This window comes from Pseudomonas sp. B707, assembly GCF_022496685.1.
GTDB classification, from domain to species: Bacteria; Pseudomonadota; Gammaproteobacteria; order Pseudomonadales; family Pseudomonadaceae; genus Aquipseudomonas; species Aquipseudomonas paraglycinae.
This window is the reverse complement of record NZ_WTVE01000036.1, coordinates 249,167-275,910: the sequence shown is the minus strand read 5'-3', so window position 1 is coordinate 275,910 and position 26,744 is coordinate 249,167. Positions and strand designations below refer to the sequence as shown.

Genomic DNA, 26,744 nt, shown 5'->3' with positions numbered 1-26,744 from the left:
TAATCGTTAAGGTTGGTCTTTAGCCATCCGAAAAAGGTGAAAGTTTGATGCTGGCTGCCAAAGAAAAAGAAATTTCAGCTATTTCTCACTTTTGTTCGACAGTCCTTCGCGTAGCGGTTTTTCAATCATCACTACAAGCGGCCATTTACACGCCGATCAAGGATAGACCATGACCCTGCCCGCGCTTGCCGAACTGCCCGCCATTCTCCTGCCGTTGGTCAGCCGATCGGAGCAGTCGTTCCGTGCGGCCGTCGCCGGACTTGAAGATGATCTTGGCTTCTCCACCTGGACGCCGGAACGCTGGGCGCAGTTCGCCCGCGTCAGCGCCGCCAGCGATTTCGTCATTGAACAGAGCGTTCGTGACCCTTTGATGTTGTTGTCGCTGGTGCAGTCCGGTGAGCTGGACCGGCCGTTCGCCAAAGGTGAGTTGTGCGCGCAGATCGCCGCCGCCGTCAGCCTCGCCCAGACCGAAGATGAACTGGGCCGAGCCCTGCGTCGCCAGCGCACCCGGCATCAGGTGCGGATCATCTGGCGCGACCTCAACCGCCAGGCCGATCTGGTGCAGACCTGCCGCGATCTCTCGGACATGGCCGACGCCAGCATCGATCAGGCCTATCAATGGTTGTACCGCCGCCATTGCGACCAGTTCGGCACACCGACCGGCCGGCGCAGCGGCGAACCGCAGCAGATGGTCATCCTCGGCATGGGCAAGCTCGGCGCGGTCGAGCTGAACCTGTCTTCGGACATCGACCTGATCTTCGCTTACCCCGAGGGCGGCGAAACCGTCGGCGTGAAGCGCCCGCTGGACAACCAGGAATTTTTCATCCGCCTCGGCCAGCGTCTGATCAAGGCACTCGACCCGATCACCGTCGACGGTTTTGTATTCCGCGTCGACATGCGCCTGCGCCCGTACGGCTCGTCCGGCGCGCTGGTGCTGAGCTTCAATGCGCTGGAGCAGTATTACCAGGATCAGGGCCGCGACTGGGAACGCTACGCGATGATCAAGTCGCGAGTGGTGGCCGGCGATCAGGTGGCGGGCGAGCAGTTGCAGGAAATGCTGCGACCGTTCGTTTACCGGCGCTATCTGGACTTCTCGGCGATCGAAGCGCTGCGCACCATGAAGCAACTGATCCAGCAGGAAGTGCGGCGCAAGGGCATGGCCGACAACATCAAGCTGGGCTCCGGCGGTATCCGCGAAGTCGAGTTCATCGCCCAGGCCTTTCAACTGATTCACGGCGGCCGCGACCTGAGTCTGCAGCAGCGCCCTCTATTAAAGGTGTTGAGCACGCTTGAAGGGCAGGGCTATCTGCCGCCAGCGGTGATCAGCGAACTGCGCGAAGGTTACGAATTCCTGCGTTACACCGAACACGCGATCCAGGCGATTGCTGACCGTCAGACCCAGATGCTGCCGGACAGCGCTCAGGATCAGGCGCGAATCGCGTTCATGCTCGGTTTCGCCGACTGGGAAGCGTTCCACGAGAAGCTGATGTTCTGGCGCGGCCGGGTGGCTTGGCACTTTGCGCAAGTGATCGCCGATCCCGATGAGGACGAAGGCGTTGAGAGCGAAGTGGTGGTCGGCGGTGAATGGCTGCCGCTGTGGGAAGAGGCTCAAGACGAAGAAGCGGCCTGTCGCCAGCTGGAGGAGGGCGGTTTCGCCGACGCGACCAAGGCCCTGAAGGCACTGGCGAGCTTGCGCGCCAGTCCGCAGTTGCGGGCGATGCAGCGTCTGGGCCGCGAACGTCTCGATGCCTTTATTCCGCGCCTGCTCGCCCAGGCGGTGGAGCATGAAAATCCCGATCTGGTGCTCGAGCGGGTGTTGCCGCTGGTCGAAGCGGTAGCCCGGCGCTCGGCTTATTTGGTGCTGCTGACGGAAAACCCCGGCGCGCTGCGGCGTTTGCTGACGCTGTGCGCCGCCAGTCCGTGGATCGCCGAGCAGATCACCCGCTTCCCGTTGCTGCTTGATGAATTGCTCAACGAAGGCCGGCTGTTCAAGCCGCCGCTGGCGCCGGAACTGGCCGCCGAGTTGCGCGAGCGCCTGACGCGGATCCCGGAAGACGACCTCGAACAACAGATGGAAGCGCTGCGCCATTTCAAACTGGCGCACCGCTTGCGTGTTGCCGCCTCGGAAATCGCCGGCAGCCTGCCGTTGATGAAAGTCAGCGATTACCTGACCTGGCTGGCCGAAGCGATTCTTGAGCAAGTGCTGGCCCTGGCCTGGCGCCAGACCGTGGCCAAGTACGGCACGCCGCTGCGCACCGATGGCACGCTGTGCGATCCCGGCTTCATCATTGTCGGTTACGGGAAAGTCGGCGGGATCGAGTTGGGGCATGGTTCGGATCTGGATCTGGTGTTCATCCACGATGGCGATCAGCAGGCCGAAACCGATGGCCCGAAACCCATCGATGGCACGCAGTTCTTCACCCGGCTCGGCCAGCGGATCATTCACTTGCTGACGGCACAGACCAACTCCGGTCAGCTGTACGAAGTGGACATGCGCCTGCGTCCTTCCGGAGCATCCGGGCTGCTGGTCAGTTCGCTCGGCGCGTTTGCGCGCTATCAGGAAAATGAAGCCTGGACCTGGGAACATCAGGCGCTGGTGCGGGCGCGGGTGCTGGTGGGCAGCAAGGATGTCGGCCAGGCGTTCGAGAACGTCCGGGCCCAAGTGCTGGGCAAAGTGCGGGATCTGGCGAAACTGCAACAGGAAGTGAGCGAGATGCGCGCCAAGATGCGCGACAACCTCGGCAGCAAGAGCACTGCCGCCGGTACCGGGGCGAATGCCTTCGAGGCCACGGCGCCGTTCGACCTCAAGCAGGACGCCGGAGGTATCGTCGATATTGAATTTATGGTGCAATACGCGGCTCTGGCGTGGTCGCAGACCCACCCGCCGTTGCTGCGCTGGACGGACAATATCCGCATTCTGGAAGAGCTGGAGCACGAAGGGCTGATGCCGGCCGAAGACGCCAGCCTGTTGCGCGAGGCCTACAAGGCCTATCGTTCCGCCGCCCACCGGCAGGCCTTGCAGAAGGACGCCGGGGTGATACCGGGCGATCAGTTCGCAGACGAACGGCGGCAGGTGATGCGGATCTGGCGTGAGCTGGGGCTAAGCTGATTCTCGAGCGGGGAGGCGTAAAGCCTCCCCGGTTCGTTTATGGAAACCACATGAATATTCTGATCGTTGGGCCCAGTTGGGTCGGTGACATGGTGATGGCGCAGACACTGTTTCAGTGTCTCAAGCAGCGCCACCCGCAGTGCGAAATCGACGTGCTGGCCCCCGAGTGGAGCCGGCCGATCCTCGAACGCATGCCCGAAGTGCGCAAGGCCTTGAGCTTCCCGCTCGGCCACGGCGCGCTGGAGCTGGCGACCCGTCGGCGGATCGGCAAATCCCTGGCCGGCCAGTACGACCAGGCGATCCTGTTGCCGAACTCGCTGAAGTCGGCGCTGGTGCCGTTCTTCGCCGGCATCCCGAAACGCACCGGCTGGCGCGGCGAATTCCGCTACGGCCTGCTCAATGACGTGCGCACGCTGGATAAAGAACGTTATCCGCTGATGATCGAGCGTTTCATGGCGCTGGCCTACGAGCCGAACTCCGAGCTGCCGAAACCTTATCCGCGCCCGAGTCTGCAGATCGATCCGGTGACCCGCGAGGCTGCATTGGCCAAGTTCGATCTGACCCTCGATCGCCCGGTGCTGGTGCTGTGCCCCGGCGCCGAATTCGGTGAGGCCAAACGCTGGCCGTCGGAGCATTACGCCAAGGTCGCCGAGGCGCGCATCCGCGAAGGCTGGCAGGTCTGGCTGTTCGGCTCGAAGAACGATCACGCGGTCGGCGAAGACATTCGCGCGCGGCTGATTCCGGGCCTGCGTGAAGAGTCCGTGAACCTCAGTGGCGGCACCTCGCTGGCCGAGGCCATCGACCTGATGTCCTGCGCCGATTCGGTGGTCTCCAACGATTCCGGCCTGATGCACGTGGCCGCTGCGCTGAATCGCCCGTTGGTGGCGGTCTACGGTTCGACCTCGCCGGGTTTCACCCCGCCGTTGGCCGAGCACGTGGAAATCGTCCGTCTGGGCCTCGATTGCAGCCCTTGCTTCGACCGCACCTGCCGTTTTGGCCATTACAACTGCCTGCGCCAGCTGATGCCGGACGCGGTCAACGATGCCTTGCAGCGCTTGCAGGGCTCTGTGGTCGAGGTTCATTAACTTGCGGGTATTGCTGATCAAGACTTCATCGCTGGGCGACGTGATTCACGCGTTGCCGGCGCTGACCGACGCCGCCCGGGCGATTCCCGGGATCAAGTTCGACTGGGTGGTGGAAGAAGGCTTCGCCGAGATTCCGACCTGGCACCCGGCCGTAGGCAAAGTGATTCCGGTGGCGATCCGCCGCTGGCGCAAGAACATCTGGAAAACCATCACCAGCGGCGAGTGGAAACGCTTCAAGCAATCCGTTCGGGCGAACAAATATGACCTGGTGATCGACGCTCAAGGCCTGCTGAAAAGCGCCTGGCTGACCCGCTACGTCAAAGCGCCGGTGGCCGGTCTTGACAAGGGCTCGGCCCGCGAGCCGATCGCCGCGCGCTTTTATGACCGCAAACTGGCGGTGGCCCGTGGGCAGCACGCTGTCGAGCGTGTGCGCCAGTTGTTCGCTATCGCCTTGGGCTATGACTTGCCCAAAGGTCTGGGCGATTACGGCCTCAATGTCGAGCGTCTGGTCGAGTTGCCGCGCAAGAATGCCTACGTGGTGTTCCTCCACGGCACCACTTGGGACACCAAACACTGGCCGGAAGCCTACTGGCGCGAGCTGACCGAGCGGGTCGGTTACCTCGGCGTCGGGATCAAGCTGCCGTGGGGCAACCCGCTGGAGAAAGCCCGGGCCGAGCGCATCGCCGCCGGTTTCAAACACGCCGAAGTGCTGCCGAAGCTGAACCTGGCCGGGGTCGGCAAGGTGCTCGCCGGCGCCCAGGCCTGCGTCGCGGTGGACACCGGTCTCGGCCATCTGGCTGCGGCACTGGATGTGCCGACGATTTCCCTGTTCGGCCCGACCAATCCGGGCCTGACCGGCGCCTACGGCAAGCTGCAGATTCACCTCGGCAGCGATTTCCCTTGCGCGCCGTGCCTGCAAAAGAAATGTACCTATCAACCGACCGCGCAGGATGCCCGTCAGTTTGACCTGAAACGCGAGTGGCCCCTGTGCTTCACGCGTCTGAATCCCGAGCGTGTTGCCAGCCGACTGAGCACGTTGTTGATGGCTGAGGAGCTGCGCTGATGCAATTGGCTTTTGTCCTGTACAAATATTTTCCGTTCGGCGGTTTGCAGCGCGACTTCATGCGCATCGCCCTCGAATGCCAGAAGCGCGGGCACCAGATCCGCGTCTACACCCTGATCTGGGAAGGCGACGTGCCGCCCGGTTTCGAAGTGCTGGTGGCGCCGGTCAAGGCGTTCTTCAATCACCGGCGCAACGAAAAGCTCAGCGCGTGGATGGAAGCGGACCTGGCCAGGCGCCCGGTGGATCGCCTGATCGGCTTCAACAAGATGCCGGGGCTGGACGTCTACTACGCCGCCGACGGCTGCTTCGAAGACAAGGCGCAGAACCTGCGCCATTCGCTGTATCGCCGCTGGGGCCGCTACCGCCACTTCGCCGAATACGAGCGTGCGGTGTTCGCCAAAGACGCGAAGACCGAAGTGCTGATGATTTCCGAAGTGCAGCAGCCGCTGTTCATCAAGTATTACGACACGCCACTTGAGCGCTTCCACCTGCTGCCGCCTGGCATCGCCCAGGATCGCCGCCGTCCTGCGGATGCCGACCAGATTCGCGCCGGTTTCCGCGCCGAATTCAATCTGAAGGACGACGAACTGCTGCTGGTGCAGATCGGTTCCGGGTTCAAGACCAAGGGTGTCGATCGCAGCCTGAAAGCGCTGGCCGCATTGCCCGCCGAGCTGAAGAAACGCACCCGGCTGTTTGTAATCGGCCAGGATGACCCCAAATTGTTCCAGATGCAGAGTGCGACGCTGGGCCTGGGCGACAACGTGACGTTCCTCAAGGGGCGCAGTGATATCCCGCGTTTCCTGCTCGGCGCCGATCTGCTGATCCACCCGGCGTACAACGAAAACACCGGCACGGTGCTGCTTGAGGCGCTGGTCGCCGGGTTGCCGGTGCTGGTCAGCGCGGTCTGCGGTTACGCCCATTACATCGCCGAGGCCGACGCCGGGCGAGTGCTGGACGAGCCGTTCGATCAGGCGCAACTGACGCAATACCTGACTGACATGTTGAACGACGACGCTGCACGGGCGGCCTGGAGCCGCAACGGTCTGGCCTTCGCCGAGACGGCCGACCTCTACAGCATGCCGCAGCACGCGGCCGATGTGATTCTGGCGGAGCACGCTTAAATGAAGTTGATGCTGGCTGAACCGTTCAAGAGCCTGTGGGCCGGACGCGATCCGTTCGCCGAGGTCGAGGGCTTGCAGGGCGAGGTGTACCGCGAGCTGGAAGCCCGCCGGACGTTACGCACGGAAGTCGACGGCAATGGCTTTTTCGTCAAGATCCACCGGGGCATCGGTTGGGGCGAGATCTTCAAGAACCTGCTGACCGCCAAGCTGCCGGTGCTCGGTGCGGGTCAGGAATGGAAGGCAATCCAGCGTCTGCAGGAAGTCGGCGTGCCGACCATGACCGCCGTCGCGTACGGCGAGAAGGGCAGCAACCCGGCGGATCAGCATTCGTTCATCGTCACCGAAGAGCTGGCGCCGACCATCAGTCTCGAAGACTTCAGCATCGACTGGGTCAAGCAACCGCCGCAGCCGAAACTCAAGCGGGCGCTGATCGCCGAGGTCGCGCGCATGACCGGCATGATGCACCGCGCCGGGGTCAACCACCGCGACTGCTACATCTGCCACTTCCTGCTGCATACCGACAAACCGGTGACCCCGGAGGATTTCAAACTCTCGGTGATCGATCTGCACCGCGCCCAGACCCGCCCGGCGATCACCCAGCGCTGGCGCAACAAGGATCTGGCGGCGCTGTACTTTTCCGCGCTGGATATCGGCCTGACCCGCCGCGACAAGCTGCGTTTCCTCAAAGGCTACTTCCAGCAACCGCTGCGCCAGATCCTGGCCGAAGAAGCGCCGTTGCTGAGCTGGCTCGAAGGCAAGGCCAACAAACTCTATGCGCGCAAACAGCGTTACGGGGATGCGCTCTGATGGCGGGTTGGAATCTGGAGCCTGAGTACAGTGAACTTGCGCAGCATTTCGGTAGCCTCGAAGCGGTATTTGCCCTTCAGGGCGAGCGCCTGACTCGCGATCCATTGTCCGAAGTCATTCGCGTGCAGCTCAATGGCGTCAACTATTACGTCAAGCGCTACAGCGGTGCCGGCAAGGGTCTGCGGCGTTATCTGGGCAAACCCCGGGTGAAGATGGAATGGCAGAACCTCAAGCGCTTCGCCAAGTGGGGCATTCCCACCGCCGAAGTGGTGGCGTGGGGCCTGGAGCGCAACGGCATGGCCTACGATCGCGGGGCGATGATTACCCGGGAACTGCCGCGCACCGAAGACCTGTCGGCACTGGCCGAGCGCAACGATCCCAAGCTCAAGGATCGTGCCTGGGTCGACGGCGTCAGCCGGCAACTGGCCGGTTACACGCGTGTCATGCACGACCACCGCTTCACTCATAACGATCTGAAGTGGCGCAACCTGCTGATCGACGATCAGGCGCAGCTGTTTCTGATCGATTGCCCGAACGGCGATTTCTGGCGCGGCTTCTGGCTCAAGTACCGGATCACCAAGGATCTGGCCTGTCTCGACAAGGTGGCCAAGTATCACCTGTCGAACACCCAGCGCCTGCGCTTTTACCTGCAATATCGCCGGCGTGAACGGCTCAATGCCGCCGACAAGCAACGGATTCGCCACGTGGTGAGATTTTTCGAGGGACGCGAATGACTGATTTTCTGGCCGCTGAAGATCGTGCGCTGCTGGAGCGCCACGGTCTCGGCACGTTCGATGCGCTGTGGTCCAAGCAACTCGACGCCGTGGATGAGCCCAACACCGATGGCGGCGGCTGGAGCAGCGTGTTTCGTCTGGAGCTGGAAGGGCATGGCTATTACCTCAAGCGCCAGTGCAATTACCTGACTCGCACCTTGCACGCGCCATTCGGCGAGCCGACCTTCGCCCGGGAATTTCGCAATATCAGTCGTTACAACAAGCTGGGCATTCCGGCGTTGCAGGCGGCGTTCTTCGGTGAGCGCAAGGTCAACGGTGAAGTCCGTGCGATCCTGCTGACCCGCGCGCTGGAGGGCTGGGATGATCTCGATTCGCTGTTGCAGCGCTGGTCGGATCTCGATGCCGCGCAGCAGTCGGCGATTCTCAAGGCTTGCGGCCTGTTGGCGCGTCATCTGCACGGTATGCGTCAGGTGCACGGCTGCTTTTATCCAAAACACATTTTCCTGCGCGCCGAGAGCGATGGCTATCAGGCGCAGTTGATCGACCTGGAAAAGACCCGCCCGTTGCTGTTCGGCATGCGTGACCGGGTCAAGGATCTGGAACCGCTGCTGCGCCGTGCGCCGGAGTGGAGCGAGGCGCAATTGCGTGAGCTGCTGGCGGCGTATCTCGATCAATCGACGGACAGTTCGCTGGTCGACAGCTGGATCACGCGGCTGACCGCGCGGCGCAGTCGCAAGGAGACCCGCTGATGCAGTTGTCCGACTTGAAAAATGCCGGGCGCACGCCGAGTCTGCCGTTGACGGTTTCGCTCGCGGATGCGGCGGGCGTTGCCGATTTGCAGTTGCTCAGTCTGCTGCGGGTGTTGCCGGGGCAGCGTTACGTCGGTGCCGGTGTGTGGCGCGGGCGTCCGGTGCTGGCCAAATTGCTGGTCGGTAGCAAGGCAGCGCGGCATTTTCAGCGTGAGCTGGAGGGCGTGAAACTGCTCGCCGCCCAGGGCATGACCACGCCGTTGTTGCTGGCCGACGGCCTGAAGGACGGCGAGGGTGGCTGGCTGCTGTTCGAGCTCCTCAAAGGCGCCGAAAGCCTCGGCGATGCCTGGAACAAGGTCGAATCCTTGCCGGTGCTGGCCGACGAACAATCGGCGGTGCTGGCCGAAGCGCTTGGCGCCATCGGTCAATTGCACGGCAAAGGCCTGTGGCAGGAAGACCTGCACCTGGACAACCTGCTGCGCCACGGCGGTCAGCTGTATCTGATCGATGGCGCAGGTATCTGTGCGGAAAACGCCGGCCAGCCGTTGTCCCGGCAGAAAGTGTTGGAAAACCTCGGAGTGTTCTTCGCCCAGTTGCCCAAGTCGCTCGAGCCGTTCACCGAAGAATTGTTGGTGTATTACCTGCTGAGCAACAGCGAACACGCGCTGCCGCTGGAAGCCTTGCAAAAGCAGATCGACAAGGTGCGCGCCTGGCGCTTGAAGGATTACCTGATCAAGGTCGGTCGTGAGTGCACGCTGTTCAGCGTCAAGCGCGGCGCGTTCGGTCTGCGCTCGATTCGTCGTGAGGAAGAGCCCGCGATGTTGCCGGTGCTGGCGCAGGCCGATGCCTTGCTCGATCAGGGCCATCTGTACAAGACCGGCGGCGCGGCCAGTGTCGGCAAAGTCGAGGTTGCCGGGCGTCCTCTGGTGATCAAGCGTTACAACATCAAGAATTTTGCCCATTGGCTCAAGCGCTTCTGGCGTCCAAGCCGCGCCTGGCATTCCTGGCGCGAAGGCAATCGTCTGGCCTTCCTCGGCATCGCCACGCCAAAACCGTTGGCGGTGCTGGAAACCCGTTTTCTCTGGCTGCGCAGCAAGGCCTATCTGATCACCGAACATCTGGCCGGGCCGGACATCATCGAGCGCTTTGCGCCGTACGTTGAAAGCGGTGCGGCGCCGGAAAGCGAGTTGCAGGCGCTGGATCAGCTGTTTGCGCGGTTGATCGCCGAACGCATCAGCCATGGCGACTTCAAGGGGCATAACCTGTTCTGGCAGGAAGATCGCTGGGCGCTGATAGATCTGGATTCGATGTGTCAGCACGGCTCGTTGGGCAGCTTCGCTCCGGCCTATGCCCGGGATCGTGCGCGCTTCATGCGCAACTGGCCTGAGAGCAGCGCGCTGTATCAGGTGATTGATCAGCGGTTGCCCAAAGATGTAGCGGGCACTGCGTGATTGTTTTCGCCAGCGCGTAAGACATTTCTGCAGTTGGATCCGGGTGAGGCATGTGGCGACAAATCCTTGTGACTTGTCCTACGGCCTTCCCGGAACCCATGAACTGCCCCTTGCAAAACCCCGATGCTAGTTTGCCCCGACGTTCCCGGAGGGCAAATCTTGAGCATCAAAAACGCTATCACTATCGGCGCATTTTCCCTGGCACTGTCCGGCTGCGGCACCGCCGTTACGGTGCTGCAGGACGATGAAGACGCCACGCGCGGCCTGCGTAAACAGAAGACCTACTGTCAGTCGATTCCGCGTATCTACAGCGGACTCGCCCACGATTTCTGCCTGCTGCACGCGCCGCCCGATCCTACCGGCATTCTGGTGCCGGTTGTCCTGCTCGATCTGACCCTGTCCGGTGTGTTCGATACGGCTTTTCTGCCGTACACGATCTATCGCCAGACGGTGGACGGGAATATCAGTGTTTATTGGCGACCAGGCCGTGGATAGGCCGATGGACAAGGGTTCAGTAGGTTGAACGACATGGGGCAATTCGCACAGGGTCATTCCCGCCACGTTTACGCTATAATCCCGCCCTTTAGCTGTCTCTCGCCCGGTGCGAGGGCACATCATTTTTCAAGGCGCATCGCGCCTGAATGCAGACTAAAGAGGCTAGACCCCTGTGGCATTGACGATTCTTGGCCTGTCCGGCGCCCTTAGCCATGATCCTTCAGCAGCCCTGTACATCGACGGCAAGCTGGTCGCGGCGGCTGAGGAAGAGCGCTTCGTACGCGATAAACATGCAAAGAACCGCATGCCCTACGAATCGGCGAAGTTCTGCCTGGAGCAGGCAGGCATCAAGCCGTCCGACGTTGACGTGGTCGCGATTCCGTTCGCCCCGATCAGCATTTTCGGCAAGGCTCGCTGGCAGTACGCCAAGCGTTACTGGTACGCCCCGGACCGCGCACTCGACGCGATCCTGATGGGCAACCGTCGCTACAAGCGCTATCGCAACAAGATTGTCTGGTGCCTGGAGCAACTGGGCTTCGATCCGAAGAAAATCAAGATCGAACCGGTTGAACACCACCTGGCCCACGCTTCCAGCGCCTATCACTGCTCGGGTTTCAAAGAGAAAACCGCGATCCTCGGCATCGACGGCAAGGGCGAGTACGCCACGACCTTCTTCGGTTACGGCGAAAACGGCAAGATCCACAAGATCAAGGAATTCTTCGATCCGGACTCCCTCGGCGGCCTGTACGGTGCGATCACCGAGTTCCTCGGTTTCGACATGCTGGACGGCGAGTTCAAGGTCATGGGCATGGCGCCGTACGGCGACGCCAGCAAATACGATTTCTCGCGCCTGGCTTCGTTCGAGAACGGCGAGCTGGTGATCAACACCGACTACGCCAACGTGATCGGCTTGCGTCGCTATAAAGAGAAGGGCAAGGGTTACTACTTCTCGCCGAAGCTGATCGAGTGGCTGGGTCCGAAGCGCGAAGGCGACATCGCCGACGAGCCGTACATCCACTACGCCGCCAGCATCCAGGCACTGTTCGAAAAAATCGCGCTGCAGATGATCGACTACTACCTGGGCGACGTGCTCAAGGAAACCGGCAAGCTGGCCTACGCCGGCGGCTGTGCGTTGAACGTCAAGCTCAACCAGAAAATCATCGCCCGCGACGACGTCAAGGAACTGTTCGTACAGCCTGCCTCCGGCGATGCCGGCACTGCAGTCGGCGCAGCGGCCTATGTGTCCAACGCCCGTGGCGTGCCGGTCGAGAAGATGGAACACGTCTACCTCGGCCCGTCGTACAGCAATGAAGACGTGATCGCCGCGTGCGCCCGTCACGAGAACAAGCCGACCTGGCGCAAGCTCGACAACATGCCGGAGCAGATCGCCAAAATCATGGTCGATGGCAACCCGGTGGCCTGGTTCCAGGGCCGCATGGAGTTCGGTCCGCGCGCACTGGGTGGTCGTTCGATCATCGGTTGCCCGAGCGTGGCTGGCGTGGCTGACCGCATCAACCACCAGATCAAGTTCCGCGAGCGCTGGAGGCCTTTCTGCCCGTCGATGCTCGACACCGTTGCGCCACAGATGATCAAGATCGATCACCCGGCGCCGTTCATGACCTTCACCTTCGAAGTGGCTGAAGAGTGGAAAACCCGCGTGCCGGAAGTCGTCCACGAAGACGGTACTTCCCGGGCCCAGGTGCTCAAGCGCGAATACAACCCGCGCTACTACGACATGATGAAGGCGCTGGAAGTGCTGACCGGCAACGGCGTTTCCCTGAACACTTCGCTCAACCGCCGTGGTGAACCGATGATCTGCTCGCCGACCGACGCCCTGAACATGTTCTTCGGCTCGGATCTGCAATACCTGATCATGGAAGACATCCTGGTGGTCAAAGAAGGCGCAAACGCTTATGACACGCTCGGCTGAACGCCATGTGCTGCAGTTCTGTCACGGCTATGACGGGCCGTTCCTCGACTGCGCACGGCAATACGCCAGCCTGTTTGCGGGCACCGGTTATCGGGTCACCACGGTCTTTCTGACCGGGGCCGCCGATAGCGAGGTGGCCGCAGCCTGCGCCTCCGATGAAGTGTTGTTCATGGAATACAGCTCCAAGGCCATTCGTGGCCTGAAGCTGGGCGCCATCGGCGATCTGCGCAAGATCGCCGCTTCACGCAATTTCAGTTTCTGCATCGCCCATCGCTTCAAGCCGATCTACATCGCCTTGCTCGGCACTTCGCTGCCGGTGATTGGCGTGCATCACGCGTTTGGCGATTACAAACGCGGCTCGCGCAAACTTTTTGCGCAGATTTTCCGCAAGCGTTTGAGCCTGCTCGGCGTGTCCGATGCAGTGCGCGACGACATGCGCCGTTGCCTGCCGAAATGGCCGGCGGCGCGCATCCAGACCCTCTACAACCGCATCGATGTCTCGGCGTTGCAGATGAGTCAGGTGTCGGCCCGTGAAGCCCGCGAGACCCTCGGTCTGTCAGCGGATGCGTTCATTGTCGGCAACGTCGGTCGTCTGCACCCGGACAAGGATCAGGCCACGCTGCTGCACGGTTTTGCTGCGGCATTGCCCGGTCTGCCGGCCAACAGCCAACTGGTGATTCTCGGCAAAGGGCGTCTGGAACAAGACCTCAAGGAACTGGCCCGTGAACTGGGCATCGGTGATCGCGTGTTGTTCCTCGGCCAGGTGCCGGACGCGCGCAATTATTTCCGCGCATTCGATGTGTTTGCCTTGAGCTCCGACCACGAACCGTTTGGCATGGTGCTGCTGGAGGCCATGGCCGCCGGCGTGCCGTTGCTGGCCACGGCGTGTGGCGGGGCGAAGGAAGTGGTCGAAGGCGTGGGCATTCTGTTCCCGCTGGGTGACGCCGAGCATCTGGCCCAGGGTCTGAAACATCTGGCCGGCATGGACGAGCAGCAGCGTCGTCAATGCGCCGAAATGATGGTCGATCGTCTGCGCGAGCGCTTCTCCGACCGAGCTGTACGCGACACCTTCTGGCATTTGCCGCAAGTTACCGATCTGGCACCGAGGGGCTGATGCTCAACCGATTTCAAGGCTGGCGCGAACGTGGCTGGTCGCCCGTTGACGCCTCAACTTATGCACAGGCCTGGCAGCGTTTCGGCGGCAGCGTCGCGACTCATCCCATGGTGGTCGAGCGTCTGGCGGATCTGGCCGGCATCCCGGTGCGTTATCTGGCCTGGGAGCAGCAGGGCGACGTCAAAGCCGCGATCCCGACCTGGGGCCGCGACCTGGCCTTGTCCAAGGACGTGCTCAAGCGCAACGGCAAGAAAGGCTTGTTCGACCTCGGCAACGCCGAGCTGATCCTGCCGGCCGCCGTCGATGCCCAGGCCCCGCTGCGCCATCGCGGACGCTACCTGTCGGCGCTCAACGAAAACCGCTTCAGCGGCCTCAAGTTGCAGACCGAACAACTGGCCATGGCCCGTACCCCCGAAGAACTGTCGAAGAAGTTTCGCTACAACCAGCGCCGTGAACTGCGCCTGCTGGAAGAGGCGGGCGGTGTGGTGCGGCCGGTCAGCGACTTCTCGAGTGCGGAACTGGCAGCAATCTACTGCGACTTGTTTCAGCGTCGCTGGGGTTTTCCGGCCACTGGCGCGGCACGCATGGCCGAAGTCATCGAATTGCTGCGCGAATTGTTGATCGGCTCGGTGATCTTCCTCAACGACGCGCCGATTGCCATTCAACTGGTGTATCGCGTTGAAGCCCCGGAATGGATCAGCGTCGAATACATCAACGGCGGCGTCGACCCTGAAACCCGCGAATTCAGCCCCGGCAGCGTCCTGAGTTTCCTCAATACGCAAAGTGCCTGGGAGCATGCGCGGGCACTGGACAAGCCGCTGCGCTTTTCCTTCGGTCGTGCCGACCGTGAATACAAGGATCGCTGGTGCAATCCTGTGCCGGTCTTCACCGTATGAGTCAGCCCATGAGCCGCAAACAGCAATTGCTCAAGCGCCACCGGCGCAATAAACGCATCGGCCTGTTGATCGCACTGGTCGTGTTGATCGCTCTCGGTGTGCTGGTGGCCTGGTGGTTGCCGCTGGTGCTGGCATTGGTTGGCTGGATCGCCCACGAAGCGTGGTTCGCCGATCACCTGTTCTATTCGCCGAAAGACGATTACCAATACAGCTTTCCGCCGTTTACCCCGCAGCCAAAAGTGCATTTGAACGGCGAGCACTTGCGCCTCGACGAAGGCGTGATGCTGATGGACGACGCTACGCTGATCCTCGCGGTGAAGGTCAAAAGCAGCTTTCTGGGACGCTTCTTCGATCCTCGGGTCGAGTTGGCCGGGGGCACCCATCCCGATGCGCAGACGTTCGAACGTGGCGTCAACGGTCTGCGTTATCTGAACCTCAGCGGGCAGGCGCAGGCCTTGTCGCAAGGCCAGTTGCGTCTGCGCGGGCGCTTTTGCCGGGTCTCCGGCGAGCCGGTGCTGTGGGCACTGGAGCAGCCGGACTACCGCCAGCAGCGGGTGATGGTCATCGCCCCTCACGCCGACGATGCCGAACTCGCCGCCTACGGTCTGTACAGCCAGGCCAGTGAAGCCTGGATCGTGACGCTGACCGCCGGCGAGATCGAAGCCGAACATTATCAACAGATGGGCCTGAACAAGGTCGAGGCGGCGCGGCTAAAGGGGCGCCTGCGTGCCTGGGACAGTCTTGCCGTACCGCGCTGGGCCGGCGTACCGCAGGAGCACTGCGTGCAGCTCGGGTATTTCTGCCTGCAACTGGCGGCGATGCAGGCTGCGCCGAATCAGCCGGTGGGTTCGCGGGAAGCTGATTTGAGTGATACACGGATGTTTCGTCAGCTGAATCCGTTTGCCTTGCCCGGTGATGCCGATGGCGCGCCGACCTGGAACAATCTGCTGGCCGACCTGCGTGACGTGCTGTCCCGCGCGCGCCCGGATGTGATCGTGCTGCCGCATCCGACGCTCGATCCGCATCCCGATCACATCTGCGCCCAGGAAGCCGTGCTGGAAGTCTTGCGTGGTCTTGACTGGCAACCGGTCCTGCTCGGCTACGCCAACCACCTGCACGATAACGATCGCTGGCCGATGGGTGATAGCGGGCAAGGTATCGCCCTGCCGCCGACATTCGACTCGTCGCAACCGATGCAGCCATTGTGCGTGCCGTTGACGCTCTCGCAGCAACGTGACAAAGCCATGGCCTTGGGCATGATGCACGACCTGCAACCACCGGCTCCGTTCAAGCGTCGCTTGCGGCGCGGCCTGCAGCGCCTGCTTGCGGGGCGTGCGGGCTCGCCCTACGGTGAAAACGAATTTTTCCGCAAGGCTGTACGACGCCATGAACTGTTCTGGCGTTTATAGATGGTACGGGCCTGAAGTACGTCCGCTTTCGAGCGGAAAGACCTTCAGGCGTTGCTCTGTTTGCCTGTCGCGGCAAGGAAGACGATGAAAGTTTTATTTCTGGTGCAGAAAGATCAGCGGGCGATTCTGGATCGCTTGTACGAAGGTGTTGCGGCACATTGCGAGTGCGATCTGCGGTGGCTGAGCAGCGATGAACAGCGCAATCTGCGTCGCTATTTCCGGCGCGAAGTCGACGTTACGCAATATGACCGCATCGTGTTTTTCCTTCGTTTCAAGCAGGAAATCCGTCAGGTCGGATTTATCCGCACGATCCCCAATCTGGTGATTCTGGAACACGATGCCTACCAGAATTACATTCCGTGCAAATACACCGGTAAGTTCAGCGCGCATTACCGCCGCTTGCCGTGGGCGCGGGTGATCAGCTCCGGCTTCGTGGTCACCGAGCGCCTTCGTCAGGAGGGCTTCGACGCCGTCTTCGTGCCCAAGGGCTACGACCAGTCACAACTTGAAGATCAGGGGCGCGAGCGGGATATCGAGCTGGCTTTCGTGGGTAGCACCAACAGTGTTGCCTACAGCGGTCGCAAAGCCTTGCTCGACGAGTTGGGGCGCGTCGAGCCTCTGGTGGTCACTCGTACAAAATCCGGAGAGGAATACCGCGACACGCTCAACCGAATCCGCTTTTTTGTCAGCGCCGACGTTGGCATGGGCGAATTCATGATCAAGAATTTCGAAGCGATGGCCTGCGGTTGTGTATTGCTGGCGTTTGATCAGGGGGCAGAGGAAAGTCAGGCCCTGGGGTTGAAGGACATGCACAACGTGGTGTTCTACAGGGACATCGCACAGCTTCAGGAGAAGCTGGCCGTATTGCGCAGCGATCCGGAACTGGCGCCGCGAATTGCGCGCAACGGTCGGGAGCTCGCGGTCAGTCAGTTCAGCTTTGCACGAATCGGCCAACGTATCGTCGAGGAACTTAAGCCAGAACTGCGGGCTCGTGCGCCGCTGAGCCTTCTGGAAAAGGTGCGTCTGAAGCTGGGCATTTGACAAGCACTACCCGGCAATCGATATTGCTGGCGACTTTTACCTAATTGAGATTCCGGTGCAATTTACTCAAGAAAGTGACATCACCCTGGTGGTCACCAGCTGTGGTCGAATGGATCTGCTCAAGATAACGCTTGAGAGCTTCGACCGGTTCAATACCGCTCCCATCCGTGAAGTGTTCATCACGGAGGATGCGGGGGATGAAGGTGTGCACGCTGTGATTCCTGCTCATTGGAAGGAGCATTGCACCGTATTCATCAATCGCCCGAAGCTGGGGCAGCTGGCATCAATCGACTTGGCTTACGCACATGTCACCACACCCTATGTCTTCCATTGCGAAGACGACTGGGAATTCTATCGCCCGGGATTTGTGGAAGACTCCAGGACCATTCTCGACCTGCGCCCGGAAATTCTGCAGGTCTGGCTGCGTAGCTATAATCATGACTTGCGGGTGCACAGTCCTTACATTCGGCTGGAGACGCGGGAGATCGTCGGCGGGGTAGCTTGTTACCCGTTGGTGTCCGACAAGCCTGAGTGGCAGGGCTTTTCGCTGAATCCTGGCTTGCGCCGGATGAAGGAATACCGCTTGTGCGCACCTTTTGCCGGATTCAGTGGGGAGAAGGCGCTGTCCATTCGCTACGCAGACTTGAATCTGACGGCCATGACGCTGGAAGCGGACGCCGTCATGCACACGGGTTTCGGTCTGCATGTGCAAACGGCTGTCGAGCGTCAGCGCAAGGCGCGCCGCAGTCGTCGCGAACAGATAAAGTTCGTATTGTCTTTGCTGTTGGGAGTCTGTATTGGCTGGTTCATCAATTAAATGCACCGCAGCTTTTTTCCAGAAACCCAGGTATTGGCTTCGTTCCCTATGAGTATTCTCAACGTCATGTGGGCCGGGGGTGCTCCGTTTGCCTCAACTCATAAGGTGCATCAACAGATCCTGTCTCAGGCCGCTTCGTCGGAGCCGGTTCAAACCTGGTTGCTTCAAGGCCGCGCCTGCGAAGGTGGGCTGAGCGTTGGCGAAGTGACGGAGTGGGGGCTGTCCTCCGCCCGGTTGAAAGGGCGGCATTTCTGGCGGCTGACGAGGCCCTGGATGCGTTCCAGATTTCACAAAGCCCTCAAAAACAGCGGTGCACGCGTGGTGCTCCTCGATGGCCTTGGCGTAGCACGTACATTGCTGCCTGTCATCGAAGCCATGCCCGACGTTCGTGCGGTGGTGGTCTTTCATGGTTCGACGCGGCTTCATCCTGCGGATCGCGCGCTCTTCAAACGAATTCCCTCCTCGCAACTGACGCTGGTTGCAGTCTCGAACACCCTCGCGGCGTCGTTGTGTCAGGACTTGCAGATTCAGGTCATGACGTTGCGCAGCGCTTTCGATCCTCTGGCGTTTCGTGCCGACCTTCTCCCTCGGGAGCAGGCGCGAGCGCGATTGGGTCTTGCGCTGGACAAACCGGTATTGGGAGCTGTTGGGCGACTGGTCGCGGGCAAGGGGTTTGGTTGCCTGCTCGACGCTTTCGCCGAAGCCTTGCTTCAGCGACCTGATCTGCAGTTGGTGATTCTCGGTGAAGGCACGGGGCGCGCTGTGCTGGAGGCGCGGATCGATGAGTTGCAATTGCGTGGCAAGGTCTTGCTGCCGGGGCATCTGGATGATGCGGCTCAGCTTTACCGGGCATTCGATTGGGTTGCCATGCCGTCGCTGAATGAAGGCCTGGGGCTGATCATGCAGGAAGCCGTCATGGCGGGTGTTCCGGTTTTATCCAGTGAGCTGGAGGTGTTTCGCGAACAGTTGGCCGATACCGGCTGGTATGCCCCCGTTCAGGATGTGGCCGCCTGGCGTGACGCGATCCTGAGGGCGTTCAGCGCATCGGCCGAAACAGTCGCCGCCGAGCAATATCAGGCGCTGGCGCCTGACCAGGCCTGGCTCGATTTCAGCCAGGCTGCCCACGACCTGCTTTCATGAAGGCATTACGGCCTTTTCCAGTGCGTGCATCGGAAAGGTTTCGTTCAGCTTCTCGCGTTCAATATAGCGAGCGAAATGCTGCAGGTTGCGCTTGACCAGATACCGGGGCAACGGCGCCCGCAAAAAACGCAAGTCTGCTACATCGATCAGGCCCATGCAGTTGTCGGGCGTCACCACAATGTTGCCCAGGTGCAGCGAACGAAAATAGATCCCCGATTCATGAAGATTGCGGATCAGACCGGCCAGGTCTGGCAATGCCTGCTGCCACGAAAAACCTTCCTTGCTGGCTATCTGGCGCAAGGTCTCTCCCGGCAATGGCTGGTAGAGCACAGCTGTCATGCCAGGAGCTTGCAGTTTATAAAGCTGCAGGACCTGAAGGGTTGGAACGCCCAGTTTTTGCAGTCCGACGGCGTTATCGATGAAGCGTTTCGAGTAGGGGCGCCACAGTGCGGATGAAAAAAACCGTTTGCGGCGGAACAGTTTCAGAATATTCCCATCCTGCAACAGGTAGACTTTCGGCCCGTAGCTATCGGCCTCCAGGATTCTGGCACCGTCAATCATTTGATTCAAAGTGGCCTCTGGCAGCCGGGAAAATTGCATCGTGAAAAGCCTTGTGGGAAGAACGGGGCGCTGTGGCGGGCAATGATGCCGAAAAGTTTCAGCTTTAACCATGCCGGGCTGGGTGGGTGAACTCTATCAGGAGCAGTTTGATGCAAGAAACACGTTGGGCGAAAGCATGGATGTCGACAGGTCTGTTGTGGTTTCTGTTAGCCATTGCCATTGCGCCTACCAACAAAGCCTATCAGCAAGGCCTGGTCGTATTGCTCTGGATACCTGCGCTGGTCTTTTCCTGGTCTGCACGGGCCCGGCTCAGGGAGATGTTTCATGAACAGCGCTGGATCTGGCTGCCGATGCTCGGGCTTCTGGCCTGGTCTTTGATCAGTCTTTCATGGACGAACGCCGCGGACAGCGGGCGCGAGGCCAAGCGGTTGCTGTATATCGTGGTTTTTCTTCTGTTCTTTCCGGTTTTTGCCAATGGCAGACCCGACCGTGTGATTCGCATCATGCAATGGGGTGGCATCGGGCTGGCGGCCACGGCAATCGCGGCTATCGTCAAATTCTACCTTCTCGATGGCAATGTCCTGATGGCGCGCGTGGAAGGCCTGGGCGAGCTGGCCCACCCGATCCTCGGGGGCTATGTCATCGGCCTGGCGGCGGTATGGCTTGTTCTGTGGCCACCACAAACCGGGCGGATGCAGATTGTCTGGGTCATCGCGATGACGTTTCTGGGTATGTTCGTACTGCTCAGCCAGAGTCGCGGCGCCGCATTGGCATTGTTTCTCACGCTGCTTGCCATGCCGATCTGGTGCGGTGACCGCCGCAGCCGTGCAATTGCGGCGTGCGCGTTGGTTGTCGCCATGCTGGCTTTCGTGTTGTTCGAGCCGTTGGTCATGGCGCGCGGCGTTTCCTACCGACCGCAGATTCTGATGGCCTGCCTGCAAATGATCGCCGAGCACCCCCTGCGTGGGCTGGGTCTTGGTGGCGACTACAAAGTGTTTGCTTCGGGCATGTATTTTGACCATGCCCATAATCTGTTCACCCATGTCGCTATCGAGCTGGGCCTGCCAGGCTTGCTGTTGTGGTGTGCAATCTGGATTGCCGTCTTGTGCCAGGCATGGAAAGCCCGGGAAACCCTCTACGGGCGGGGCATCATTGGCATTTGGCTGTTCTCGAGCCTGGCCATGCAATTCGACGCCGCCAGCCTGACCGGAACCCCAAGGGCCGAGTGGTTTGTAAGCTGGTTGCCTATTGGTCTGGCCAGTGTTTTGGTATGGGCTCGGGCCAATCCCGGTGCCTGTGATAAAATTTCGCGTTCTTCCTAATCAGTGAGCCCTACGATGAGTGACGTACCGCCCAAAGCGGAACAGGATTCCAGCCTGAAGATCTACTTTCGGCTGTTGGGGTACGTAAAGCCCTATATCGGCCTTTTCCTTCTGAGTATCGTGGGCTTCGTGATTTTTGCCTCCACCCAGCCAATGCTGGCGGGAATACTCAAATATTTTGTCGATGGCCTGAGCAATCCCGAAGCGGTGCTCTTTCCCAATGTTCCTTATCTCAAGGACCTGCAGTTGTTGATGGCCGTGCCGTTGCTGATCATTCTGATCGCTGCCTGGCAGGGTCTGGGGTCGTTTCTCGGCAACTTTTATCTGGCGAAAGTATCGCTGGGACTGGTGCATGACCTGCGCATCGAGTTGTTCAACAAACTGCTGGTGCTGCCCAATCGTTATTTCGACACCCATAATTCAGGGCATCTGATTTCGCGCATCACGTTCAACGTGACCATGGTGACCGGTGCCGCCACCGATGCCATCAAGGTGGTTATCCGTGAAGGCCTGACGGTGGTGTTTCTGTTCGCCTATCTGCTCTGGATGAACTGGAAGCTGACCCTCGTCATGCTGGCGATCCTTCCGTTGATTGCCTTAATGGTGGGGAGTACCAGCAAGAAATTCCGCAAGCAGAGCAAGAAGATCCAGGTGGCCATGGGCGACGTGACTCACGTGGCTTCCGAAACCATCCAGGGCTATCGCGTGGTGCGCAGTTTTGGTGGCGAGAGCTATGAAGAGCGCCGCTTTGCCGCTGCCAGCCAGAGCAACACCGACAAGCAATTGCGCATGACCAAGACCGGAGCGGTCTATACGCCCATGCTGCAGCTGGTGATCTACAGCGCCATGGCCGTGCTGATGTTCCTGGTGCTGTTCCTGCGTGGCGATGCCACGGCCGGTGATCTGGTGGCGTACATCACGGCCGCGGGTCTGCTGCCCAAGCCGATCCGGCAGTTGTCGGAGGTCAGTTCGACCATCCAGAAAGGGGTTGCCGGTGCCGAAAGCATTTTCGAGCAACTGGACGTAGAACCTGAAGTGGATAACGGTACGGTGGAGCGTGACCGGGTCAGCGGCCATCTGCAGGTACGCAACCTCAGTTTCACTTACCCGGGCACCGAGCGCGAAGTGCTGAAGAACATCAACTTCAGTGCGGCGCCAGGCCAGATGATCGCACTGGTGGGTCGCTCCGGTAGCGGCAAGTCGACTCTCGCCAGCCTGATTCCGCGTTTCTATCATCACGATATCGGGGAGATTCTGCTCGATGACGTCGAGATCGAAGATTACCGATTGCGCAACCTGCGTCGCCACGTTGCACAGGTCACCCAGCATGTGACCCTGTTCAACGACACGATTGCCAACAACATCGCCTACGGCGACCTGGCCGGTGCCCCCCGGGCCGATATCGAAAAGGCCGCTACCGACGCCTACGCAATGGACTTCATCTCGCAAATGCCCGAAGGCCTGGACACCCAGGTCGGGGAAAATGGCGTGTTGCTGTCTGGCGGTCAGCGTCAGCGCCTGGCGATAGCACGGGCGTTGTTGAAGAATGCACCGCTGCTGATTCTCGATGAGGCGACATCGGCACTGGATACCGAATCCGAGCGGCACATTCAGGCAGCGCTGGATCACGTCATGAAGGGCCGCACCACGCTGGTCATCGCTCATCGCCTCTCGACGATCGAGAAGGCCGATCTGATTCTGGTGATGGATCAGGGCCAGATTGTCGAACGTGGCACCCACGCACAGTTGCTGGCGCAGAACGGCTACTACTCGCGTCTGCATGCGATGGGCCTGGATGCTCCGGCTGAAGACATCGCCTGATCCCGACGACAGGATGGGACTGCCCCATCCTGTCGCCCTTCGGGGCGTGCAATGCGCTTCCGAGATATGTATCCGTTTCTTTACGCTTCTTGACCAAACTTGAATAAATCCCGGTAACACGCTTGTTAAGGTTCTCGAACGAACTTTGACTTCAATCGAGAGGGCCATCCCTTTCGCGTGGGTACTGCGATGCTGCAACGTTATCTCTGGAAGCTGTTGCCCAAGGCACAGCGGCAATTTCTGCTGGATCGACTGTCAGTCGTGGACCGTCAGGTCGTGAACAAGTCGATGTCTGCGAATCGGCACTACCCCCCATCGTTCGCGCAGCGTTCCTGTCTGTTTATCCACGTGCCCAAATGCGCCGGCAGCAGTATCTGTACGGCGATGTTCAACGGCAGGACTCCGGGTCACCTGCCGCTGTACTGGTACGAGCAGCAGTTTCCCGAGCAGTATGCCGCTGCGTACAAGTTTGCTTTCGTACGAGATCCTCTGGAGCGGGCGTATTCGGCTTATGCGTTTCTCCACGGCAATACGTTGAGCGGGCGTGATCATGCCGCGCAGCAACTGGTTCGGCAGTACCGGGACTTCGACGATTTCATTGCCCGCTGGCTGCATACGGAGACGATCTCGCGACAACTGCATTTTGCCGCACAGAGCGATTTTTTGACCGACTCGCTGGGCCATCTGGCCATGGATTTCATCGGCTATCAGGAGCACCTGGAGCGGGATTTTCAGATTGTCTGCGAGCAGTTGGGGATGGTGTGTCAGCTGCCACACGTCAACGTTTCCGTGCTGCGCCAGCCGACCAAGGCGCGAGAGTTCTGTACCTTGCGAACCCGGCGTCTGGTACGTCGGGTCTATCAACGTGACTATGAGTTGCTCGGTTATGAATGAAGTGTTGCCCGGTCTGGCGACCGCATCGGCCATTCGCCCATACAGCTTCACGCTGTCTGCTCGGGACAGAGCCGCGCTCAAGGCCCAGCATCCTCGCTGCCTGTGGCTGACCGGATTGTCCGGTGCCGGCAAATCGACGTTGGCCAACACCCTGGAAGTGCATTTGCATGAATTCGGCCTGCACACGTTTTTGCTCGACGGCGATAACGTGCGCAACGGTTTGTGCCGGGACCTGGGAATGGACGATGCGAGTCGTCGGGAAAATATCCGGCGCATGGCTGAAGTGGCCCGGCTGATGGTTGACGCCGGCCTGATCGTCATCGTCGCGGCGATCTCGCCGTTTCGGGCCGAGCGGGACGCTGCGCGGCAACTGTTTGCCGAGGGCGACTTTATCGAAGTGCATGTGAGCACGTCGCTGAAGGTGTGTGAGCGCCGGGACCCGAAAGGTCTGTACCAGGCCGTGCGAGAGGGCCGGATCAAGCAGTTCACGGGTATCGACAGCCCTTACGAAGAACCCTCGGCGGCGGAATGCCGGATCGATACGGAAACGGTCGAGCCGAGAGAAGCCTGCGAGCTGCTGGCGGCTTTTCTGCTTAAAAAATGAGCAAAAAAGCCAGCTGTTTCATCCTGTTGCAGCCGCCGCACAAGCCTTCGCCAACCCTGTGTTAATATCGCGCCCCTGTTCATTTTGTATGTGGGTTGCTCCATGAAGTTGTCCATGCCGCGATTCGATCAAGCCCCTGTCTTGGTGGTCGGCGATGTCATGCTCGACCGTTACTGGCATGGTGGTACCTCACGGATTTCCCCTGAGGCGCCGGTTCCTGTCGTTAAAGTCGAGCAAATCGAAGACCGCCCGGGCGGTGCCGCTAACGTTGCCTTGAACATTGCCGCGCTGGGTGCGCCGGCGTCGCTGGTCGGTGTGACCGGTGACGACGAAGCCGCCGACAGCCTGAGCAACAGCCTCAAGGGTGCGGGCGTGAGAGCCTTGTTCCAGCGCATCGCGCACCAGCCGACCATCGTCAAGCTGCGGGTCATGAGCCGGCACCAGCAATTGCTGCGTATCGACTTCGAAGAACCGTTCGCCACCGACGCACTGGCCCTCGGCGCGCAGGTCGACGATCTGCTCGAAGGCATCAAGGTGCTGGTGCTGTCCGACTACGGCAAGGGCGCCCTGAAAAACCATCAGGCGCTGATCCAGGCCGCCCGTGCCAAAGGCATTCCGGTGCTGGCCGACCCGAAGGGCAAGGATTTCTCGATTTACCGTGGCGCGAGCCTGATCACCCCGAACCTCAGCGAGTTCGAAGCCATCGTCGGCGGTTGCGCCGATGAGCACGAGCTGGTGACCAAGGGCGCAACGCTGATGCACGACCTGGATCTCGGCGCGCTGCTGGTGACCCGTGGCGAACACGGCATGACCCTGTTGCGTCCGGATCATCCGGCGCTGCATTTGCCTGCACGGGCCCGTGAAGTGTTCGACGTGACCGGCGCCGGCGACACGGTGATTTCCACCCTGGCAGCCGCAATTGCCGCTGGCGAAGAACTGCCGCACGCGGTGGCGCTGGCCAATCTGGCGGCGGGCATCGTCGTCGGCAAGCTGGGTACCGCGGCGATCAGCGCCCCTGAGCTGCGTCGCGCCATCCAGCGTGAAGAAGGTTCCGAGCGCGGCGTGCTGGGTCTGGAGCAACTGCTGCTGGCAGTCGCCGATGCCCGTGCGCACAACGAGAAGATCGTGTTCACCAACGGCTGCTTCGACATCCTGCACGCCGGCCACGTGACCTACCTCGAGCAGGCGCGGGCCCAGGGCGATCGCCTGATCGTCGCGATCAACGACGATGCTTCGGTCAGCCGCCTGAAAGGGCCGGGCCGTCCGATCAACAGCGTTGACCGGCGCATGGCGGTTCTCGCCGGTCTCGGCGCGGTGGACTGGGTGATCAGCTTCGCTGAGGGCACCCCGGAAAACCTGCTGCGCGAGGTCAAGCCGGACGTGCTGGTGAAGGGCGGCGATTACGGCATCGACCAGGTTGTCGGCGCGGATATCGTCAAAGCCTACGGCGGCACCGTTAAAGTGCTGGGGCTGGTGGAAAACAGCTCGACCACGGCGATTGTGGAAAAAATCCGCAAATCCGAGTGATGCAAACATAAAGACCGCGCCTGTGATGACTCTCCGGAGTCACTCGCAGGCGCGGTCTTTTGCCGTTCAGGAGTTCACTTTCTTGCGTGGCACGATCTTCTTCAGCAGTTGCTTCGCCTTGCCGCGCAACCGTGCCAGCCCGGTGTCCTTGGGCGGTGGGGTCAGACCCTGCTGGCGCAGCCAGTCCTTCCAGCGAATCCGCTCGTCGCGCACCAGCCAGCCGTCCTGCCGGGCGAAACTTTCCGCCAGATACAGGCCGCGAGTGCCCGCCGGGTACAACTGACCTTTCTTCAGCGTGTACAGCTCGGGCAGCGGTTCGCCGTCCTGCAACGGCATCAAGTACAGATCGGGGCGCTTGCGGTCGAGTCGGGCGACCAGTTGATCGCCTTCCAGCCGTTCATCGACATGGAACAGGCTGAGGTTCTTGGCTTCCTTGGGCACGTCCAGCCGCAGGTCGTAGATCAATTGCAGGGACGCGGTCGGCAAATGCACGTAGGCCCGCGGCCGTTCAAGCAATTGCAGATTGGCGCAGCGCACCGGCCGTGCCGAACCGGACAGCGGCGTCAGGCGAAAGGGCAGAGCCTCGCGATAATGCAGCGCCGAGGCATACGGCGCCGGCAGCCAGGTGTCATTGAAGCGCCCGCCGAGCCAGCCTTCCGGGGTTTCCAGCAGGCATTCTTCGGCGATCTCCTGGATCGCTGTGTGCAGCGGAATGTTCAGCTCATGGGCCGGCACGTAACCGGAAATCAGCTTGAGCACCACATCGCCGCGATCCTGCCGACGCTGGCGCACCAGCACCCAGTAATCGCGATTCTGCCAGTGCAGGGTCAGACGCACCGAAACGCCTAGGTTGGCCAGCTCCAGCGCAAACCGCTCGGCGTCGGCCACGCTGACCGGTTTGCGTCGCTGCAGGGTCTGGGCAAAATTCAGCGGCATGCCGACGCTCTGGTAGGTCAGGCCTTCCGGCGTGGCTTCGACGAACAGCGGCAGCGTCTTGAAGTTGCTCGGGTTCTTTCTGATGAGCGTACGCGGCATGTCGGCTCCTGCTTAAGGC

General features: G+C 60.8%; 24 protein-coding genes. 22 read left to right on the top strand and 2 right to left on the bottom strand.

Going from position 1 to position 26,744, the window contains the following annotated elements:
* Positions 1 to 47 precede the first annotated feature (47 nt).
* The 17 genes from GQX66_RS28540 (at position 48) to GQX66_RS28375 (ending at position 18,961) form a co-directional block, all read left to right on the top strand.
* On the top strand, positions 48 to 173 hold the full coding sequence (locus GQX66_RS28540) for a hypothetical protein (protein ID WP_255261909.1): 126 nt from the start codon (positions 48 to 50) through the stop codon (positions 171 to 173).
* On the top strand, positions 170 to 3,109 hold the full coding sequence (gene glnE / locus GQX66_RS28450; protein ID WP_085746459.1) for a bifunctional [glutamate--ammonia ligase]-adenylyl-L-tyrosine phosphorylase/[glutamate--ammonia-ligase] adenylyltransferase: 2,940 nt from the start codon (positions 170 to 172) through the stop codon (positions 3,107 to 3,109). The genes GQX66_RS28540 and glnE overlap by 4 nt, the downstream gene beginning before the upstream one ends.
* A 50-nt stretch (positions 3,110 to 3,159) precedes the next feature.
* Complete coding sequence (gene waaF, locus GQX66_RS28445; RefSeq protein WP_240872117.1) at positions 3,160 to 4,194, top strand: lipopolysaccharide heptosyltransferase II; 1,035 nt, start codon at positions 3,160 to 3,162, stop codon at positions 4,192 to 4,194.
* Position 4,195: 1 nt separating this feature from the next.
* On the top strand, positions 4,196 to 5,257 hold the full coding sequence (gene waaC, locus GQX66_RS28440) for a lipopolysaccharide heptosyltransferase I (protein WP_074689605.1): 1,062 nt from the start codon (positions 4,196 to 4,198) through the stop codon (positions 5,255 to 5,257).
* Complete coding sequence (locus GQX66_RS28435; RefSeq protein WP_129972313.1) at positions 5,257 to 6,378, top strand: glycosyltransferase family 4 protein; 1,122 nt, start codon at positions 5,257 to 5,259, stop codon at positions 6,376 to 6,378. Before waaC ends, GQX66_RS28435 begins: the two co-directional genes overlap by 1 nt.
* A complete protein-coding gene (gene rfaP / locus GQX66_RS28430; RefSeq protein WP_108559264.1) occupies positions 6,379 to 7,185 on the top strand; it encodes a lipopolysaccharide core heptose(I) kinase RfaP in 807 nt (268 codons plus the stop codon).
* Positions 7,185 to 7,919, top strand: coding sequence for a lipopolysaccharide kinase InaA family protein (locus GQX66_RS28425; protein ID WP_085746463.1), 735 nt, complete (start codon positions 7,185 to 7,187; stop codon positions 7,917 to 7,919). The genes rfaP and GQX66_RS28425 overlap by 1 nt, the downstream gene beginning before the upstream one ends.
* Positions 7,916 to 8,668, top strand: coding sequence for a lipopolysaccharide kinase InaA family protein (locus tag GQX66_RS28420; protein WP_102686815.1), 753 nt, complete (start codon positions 7,916 to 7,918; stop codon positions 8,666 to 8,668). The genes GQX66_RS28425 and GQX66_RS28420 overlap by 4 nt, the downstream gene beginning before the upstream one ends.
* The gene (locus tag GQX66_RS28415; protein ID WP_240872116.1) at positions 8,668 to 10,119 is read left to right on the top strand and encodes a lipopolysaccharide kinase InaA family protein; all 1,452 of its coding nucleotides are present in this window, start codon (positions 8,668 to 8,670) and stop codon (positions 10,117 to 10,119) included. The genes GQX66_RS28420 and GQX66_RS28415 overlap by 1 nt, the downstream gene beginning before the upstream one ends.
* A gap of 159 nt (positions 10,120 to 10,278) precedes the next feature.
* Positions 10,279 to 10,614, top strand: coding sequence for a YceK/YidQ family lipoprotein (locus GQX66_RS28410; protein ID WP_085746466.1), 336 nt, complete (start codon positions 10,279 to 10,281; stop codon positions 10,612 to 10,614).
* Between the two features lie 172 nt (positions 10,615 to 10,786).
* Positions 10,787 to 12,544: a carbamoyltransferase gene (locus tag GQX66_RS28405; RefSeq protein ID WP_007952261.1), complete on the top strand. Its 1,758-nt coding sequence runs from the start codon at positions 10,787 to 10,789 to the stop codon at positions 12,542 to 12,544.
* On the top strand, positions 12,528 to 13,658 hold the full coding sequence (locus GQX66_RS28400; RefSeq protein ID WP_085746467.1) for a glycosyltransferase: 1,131 nt from the start codon (positions 12,528 to 12,530) through the stop codon (positions 13,656 to 13,658). The genes GQX66_RS28405 and GQX66_RS28400 overlap by 17 nt, the downstream gene beginning before the upstream one ends.
* Positions 13,658 to 14,554, top strand: a complete 897-nt coding sequence (locus tag GQX66_RS28395; protein WP_085685299.1) for an antimicrobial resistance protein Mig-14 — start codon at positions 13,658 to 13,660, stop codon at positions 14,552 to 14,554. Before GQX66_RS28400 ends, GQX66_RS28395 begins: the two co-directional genes overlap by 1 nt.
* 8 nt (positions 14,555 to 14,562) lie before the next feature.
* Positions 14,563 to 15,963 (top strand): PIG-L family deacetylase, encoded by a 1,401-nt coding sequence (locus GQX66_RS28390; RefSeq protein WP_240872115.1) that lies wholly within the window; start codon positions 14,563 to 14,565, stop codon positions 15,961 to 15,963.
* A gap of 84 nt (positions 15,964 to 16,047) precedes the next feature.
* The gene (locus GQX66_RS28385; protein ID WP_085746470.1) at positions 16,048 to 17,004 is read left to right on the top strand and encodes a glycosyltransferase; all 957 of its coding nucleotides are present in this window, start codon (positions 16,048 to 16,050) and stop codon (positions 17,002 to 17,004) included.
* 55 nt (positions 17,005 to 17,059) lie between these two features.
* On the top strand, positions 17,060 to 17,821 hold the full coding sequence (locus GQX66_RS28380) for a hypothetical protein (RefSeq protein WP_085746471.1): 762 nt from the start codon (positions 17,060 to 17,062) through the stop codon (positions 17,819 to 17,821).
* Positions 17,822 to 17,869: 48 nt separating this feature from the next.
* Positions 17,870 to 18,961 carry a glycosyltransferase gene (locus tag GQX66_RS28375; RefSeq protein WP_085746472.1) on the top strand — a complete coding sequence of 364 codons (1,092 nt, stop codon included), beginning with the start codon at positions 17,870 to 17,872 and terminating at the stop codon, positions 18,959 to 18,961.
* Here the strand turns inward: GQX66_RS28375 and GQX66_RS28370 are convergent.
* On the bottom strand, positions 18,956 to 19,561 hold the full coding sequence (locus GQX66_RS28370; protein ID WP_085746473.1) for a toluene tolerance protein: 606 nt from the start codon (positions 19,559 to 19,561) through the stop codon (positions 18,956 to 18,958). The genes GQX66_RS28375 and GQX66_RS28370 overlap by 6 nt on opposite strands.
* Before the next feature lie 110 nt (positions 19,562 to 19,671).
* Here GQX66_RS28370 and GQX66_RS28365 point away from each other — a divergent pair, with 110 nt between their 5' ends.
* From GQX66_RS28365 to hldE, 5 genes are all read left to right on the top strand, one after another.
* Positions 19,672 to 20,844: an O-antigen ligase family protein gene (locus GQX66_RS28365; protein ID WP_085746474.1), complete on the top strand. Its 1,173-nt coding sequence runs from the start codon at positions 19,672 to 19,674 to the stop codon at positions 20,842 to 20,844.
* Between the two features lie 15 nt (positions 20,845 to 20,859).
* A complete protein-coding gene (gene msbA, locus GQX66_RS28360) occupies positions 20,860 to 22,665 on the top strand; it encodes a lipid A export permease/ATP-binding protein MsbA (protein ID WP_085746475.1) in 1,806 nt (601 codons plus the stop codon).
* Between the two features lie 189 nt (positions 22,666 to 22,854).
* Positions 22,855 to 23,559: a sulfotransferase family 2 domain-containing protein gene (locus GQX66_RS28355; protein WP_085746476.1), complete on the top strand. Its 705-nt coding sequence runs from the start codon at positions 22,855 to 22,857 to the stop codon at positions 23,557 to 23,559.
* Complete coding sequence (gene cysC, locus GQX66_RS28350) at positions 23,552 to 24,163, top strand: adenylyl-sulfate kinase (RefSeq protein WP_085746477.1); 612 nt, start codon at positions 23,552 to 23,554, stop codon at positions 24,161 to 24,163. Before GQX66_RS28355 ends, cysC begins: the two co-directional genes overlap by 8 nt.
* 102 nt (positions 24,164 to 24,265) lie before the next feature.
* The gene (hldE, locus tag GQX66_RS28345; protein ID WP_007952241.1) at positions 24,266 to 25,690 is read left to right on the top strand and encodes a bifunctional D-glycero-beta-D-manno-heptose-7-phosphate kinase/D-glycero-beta-D-manno-heptose 1-phosphate adenylyltransferase HldE; all 1,425 of its coding nucleotides are present in this window, start codon (positions 24,266 to 24,268) and stop codon (positions 25,688 to 25,690) included.
* A 66-nt stretch (positions 25,691 to 25,756) separates the two neighbouring features.
* On the opposite strand, the gene GQX66_RS28340 is transcribed toward hldE, so the two are convergent.
* Entirely contained in the window at positions 25,757 to 26,725 is a 969-nt protein-coding gene (locus tag GQX66_RS28340; protein ID WP_007952240.1) for a hypothetical protein, read from the bottom strand.
* Positions 26,726 to 26,744: the final 19 nt, after the last annotated feature.

What these genes read in the sequence shown, in the direction of transcription:
- GQX66_RS28365 (WP_085746474.1), top strand. Translation starts at nt 19,672, where the DNA reads ATGCAAGAAACACGTTGGGCGAAAGCATGGATGTCGACAGGTCTGTTG.
- hldE (WP_007952241.1), top strand. Translation starts at nt 24,266, where the DNA reads ATGAAGTTGTCCATGCCGCGATTCGATCAAGCCCCTGTCTTGGTGGTC.
- GQX66_RS28540 (WP_255261909.1), top strand. Translation starts at nt 48, where the DNA reads ATGCTGGCTGCCAAAGAAAAAGAAATTTCAGCTATTTCTCACTTTTGT.
- GQX66_RS28435 (WP_129972313.1), top strand. Translation starts at nt 5,257, where the DNA reads ATGCAATTGGCTTTTGTCCTGTACAAATATTTTCCGTTCGGCGGTTTG.
- GQX66_RS28390 (WP_240872115.1), top strand. Translation starts at nt 14,563, where the DNA reads ATGAGCCGCAAACAGCAATTGCTCAAGCGCCACCGGCGCAATAAACGC.
- GQX66_RS28395 (WP_085685299.1), top strand. Translation starts at nt 13,658, where the DNA reads ATGCTCAACCGATTTCAAGGCTGGCGCGAACGTGGCTGGTCGCCCGTT.
- GQX66_RS28370 (WP_085746473.1), bottom strand. Translation starts at nt 19,561, where the DNA reads ATGCAATTTTCCCGGCTGCCAGAGGCCACTTTGAATCAAATGATTGAC.
- GQX66_RS28415 (WP_240872116.1), top strand. Translation starts at nt 8,668, where the DNA reads ATGCAGTTGTCCGACTTGAAAAATGCCGGGCGCACGCCGAGTCTGCCG.
- GQX66_RS28425 (WP_085746463.1), top strand. Translation starts at nt 7,185, where the DNA reads ATGGCGGGTTGGAATCTGGAGCCTGAGTACAGTGAACTTGCGCAGCAT.
- msbA (WP_085746475.1), top strand. Translation starts at nt 20,860, where the DNA reads ATGAGTGACGTACCGCCCAAAGCGGAACAGGATTCCAGCCTGAAGATC.
- GQX66_RS28400 (WP_085746467.1), top strand. Translation starts at nt 12,528, where the DNA reads ATGACACGCTCGGCTGAACGCCATGTGCTGCAGTTCTGTCACGGCTAT.
- GQX66_RS28340 (WP_007952240.1), bottom strand. Translation starts at nt 26,725, where the DNA reads ATGCCGCGTACGCTCATCAGAAAGAACCCGAGCAACTTCAAGACGCTG.
- GQX66_RS28375 (WP_085746472.1), top strand. Translation starts at nt 17,870, where the DNA reads ATGAGTATTCTCAACGTCATGTGGGCCGGGGGTGCTCCGTTTGCCTCA.
- waaF (WP_240872117.1), top strand. Translation starts at nt 3,160, where the DNA reads ATGAATATTCTGATCGTTGGGCCCAGTTGGGTCGGTGACATGGTGATG.
- cysC (WP_085746477.1), top strand. Translation starts at nt 23,552, where the DNA reads ATGAATGAAGTGTTGCCCGGTCTGGCGACCGCATCGGCCATTCGCCCA.
- GQX66_RS28385 (WP_085746470.1), top strand. Translation starts at nt 16,048, where the DNA reads ATGAAAGTTTTATTTCTGGTGCAGAAAGATCAGCGGGCGATTCTGGAT.
- GQX66_RS28355 (WP_085746476.1), top strand. Translation starts at nt 22,855, where the DNA reads ATGCTGCAACGTTATCTCTGGAAGCTGTTGCCCAAGGCACAGCGGCAA.
- rfaP (WP_108559264.1), top strand. Translation starts at nt 6,379, where the DNA reads ATGAAGTTGATGCTGGCTGAACCGTTCAAGAGCCTGTGGGCCGGACGC.
- GQX66_RS28420 (WP_102686815.1), top strand. Translation starts at nt 7,916, where the DNA reads ATGACTGATTTTCTGGCCGCTGAAGATCGTGCGCTGCTGGAGCGCCAC.
- glnE (WP_085746459.1), top strand. Translation starts at nt 170, where the DNA reads ATGACCCTGCCCGCGCTTGCCGAACTGCCCGCCATTCTCCTGCCGTTG.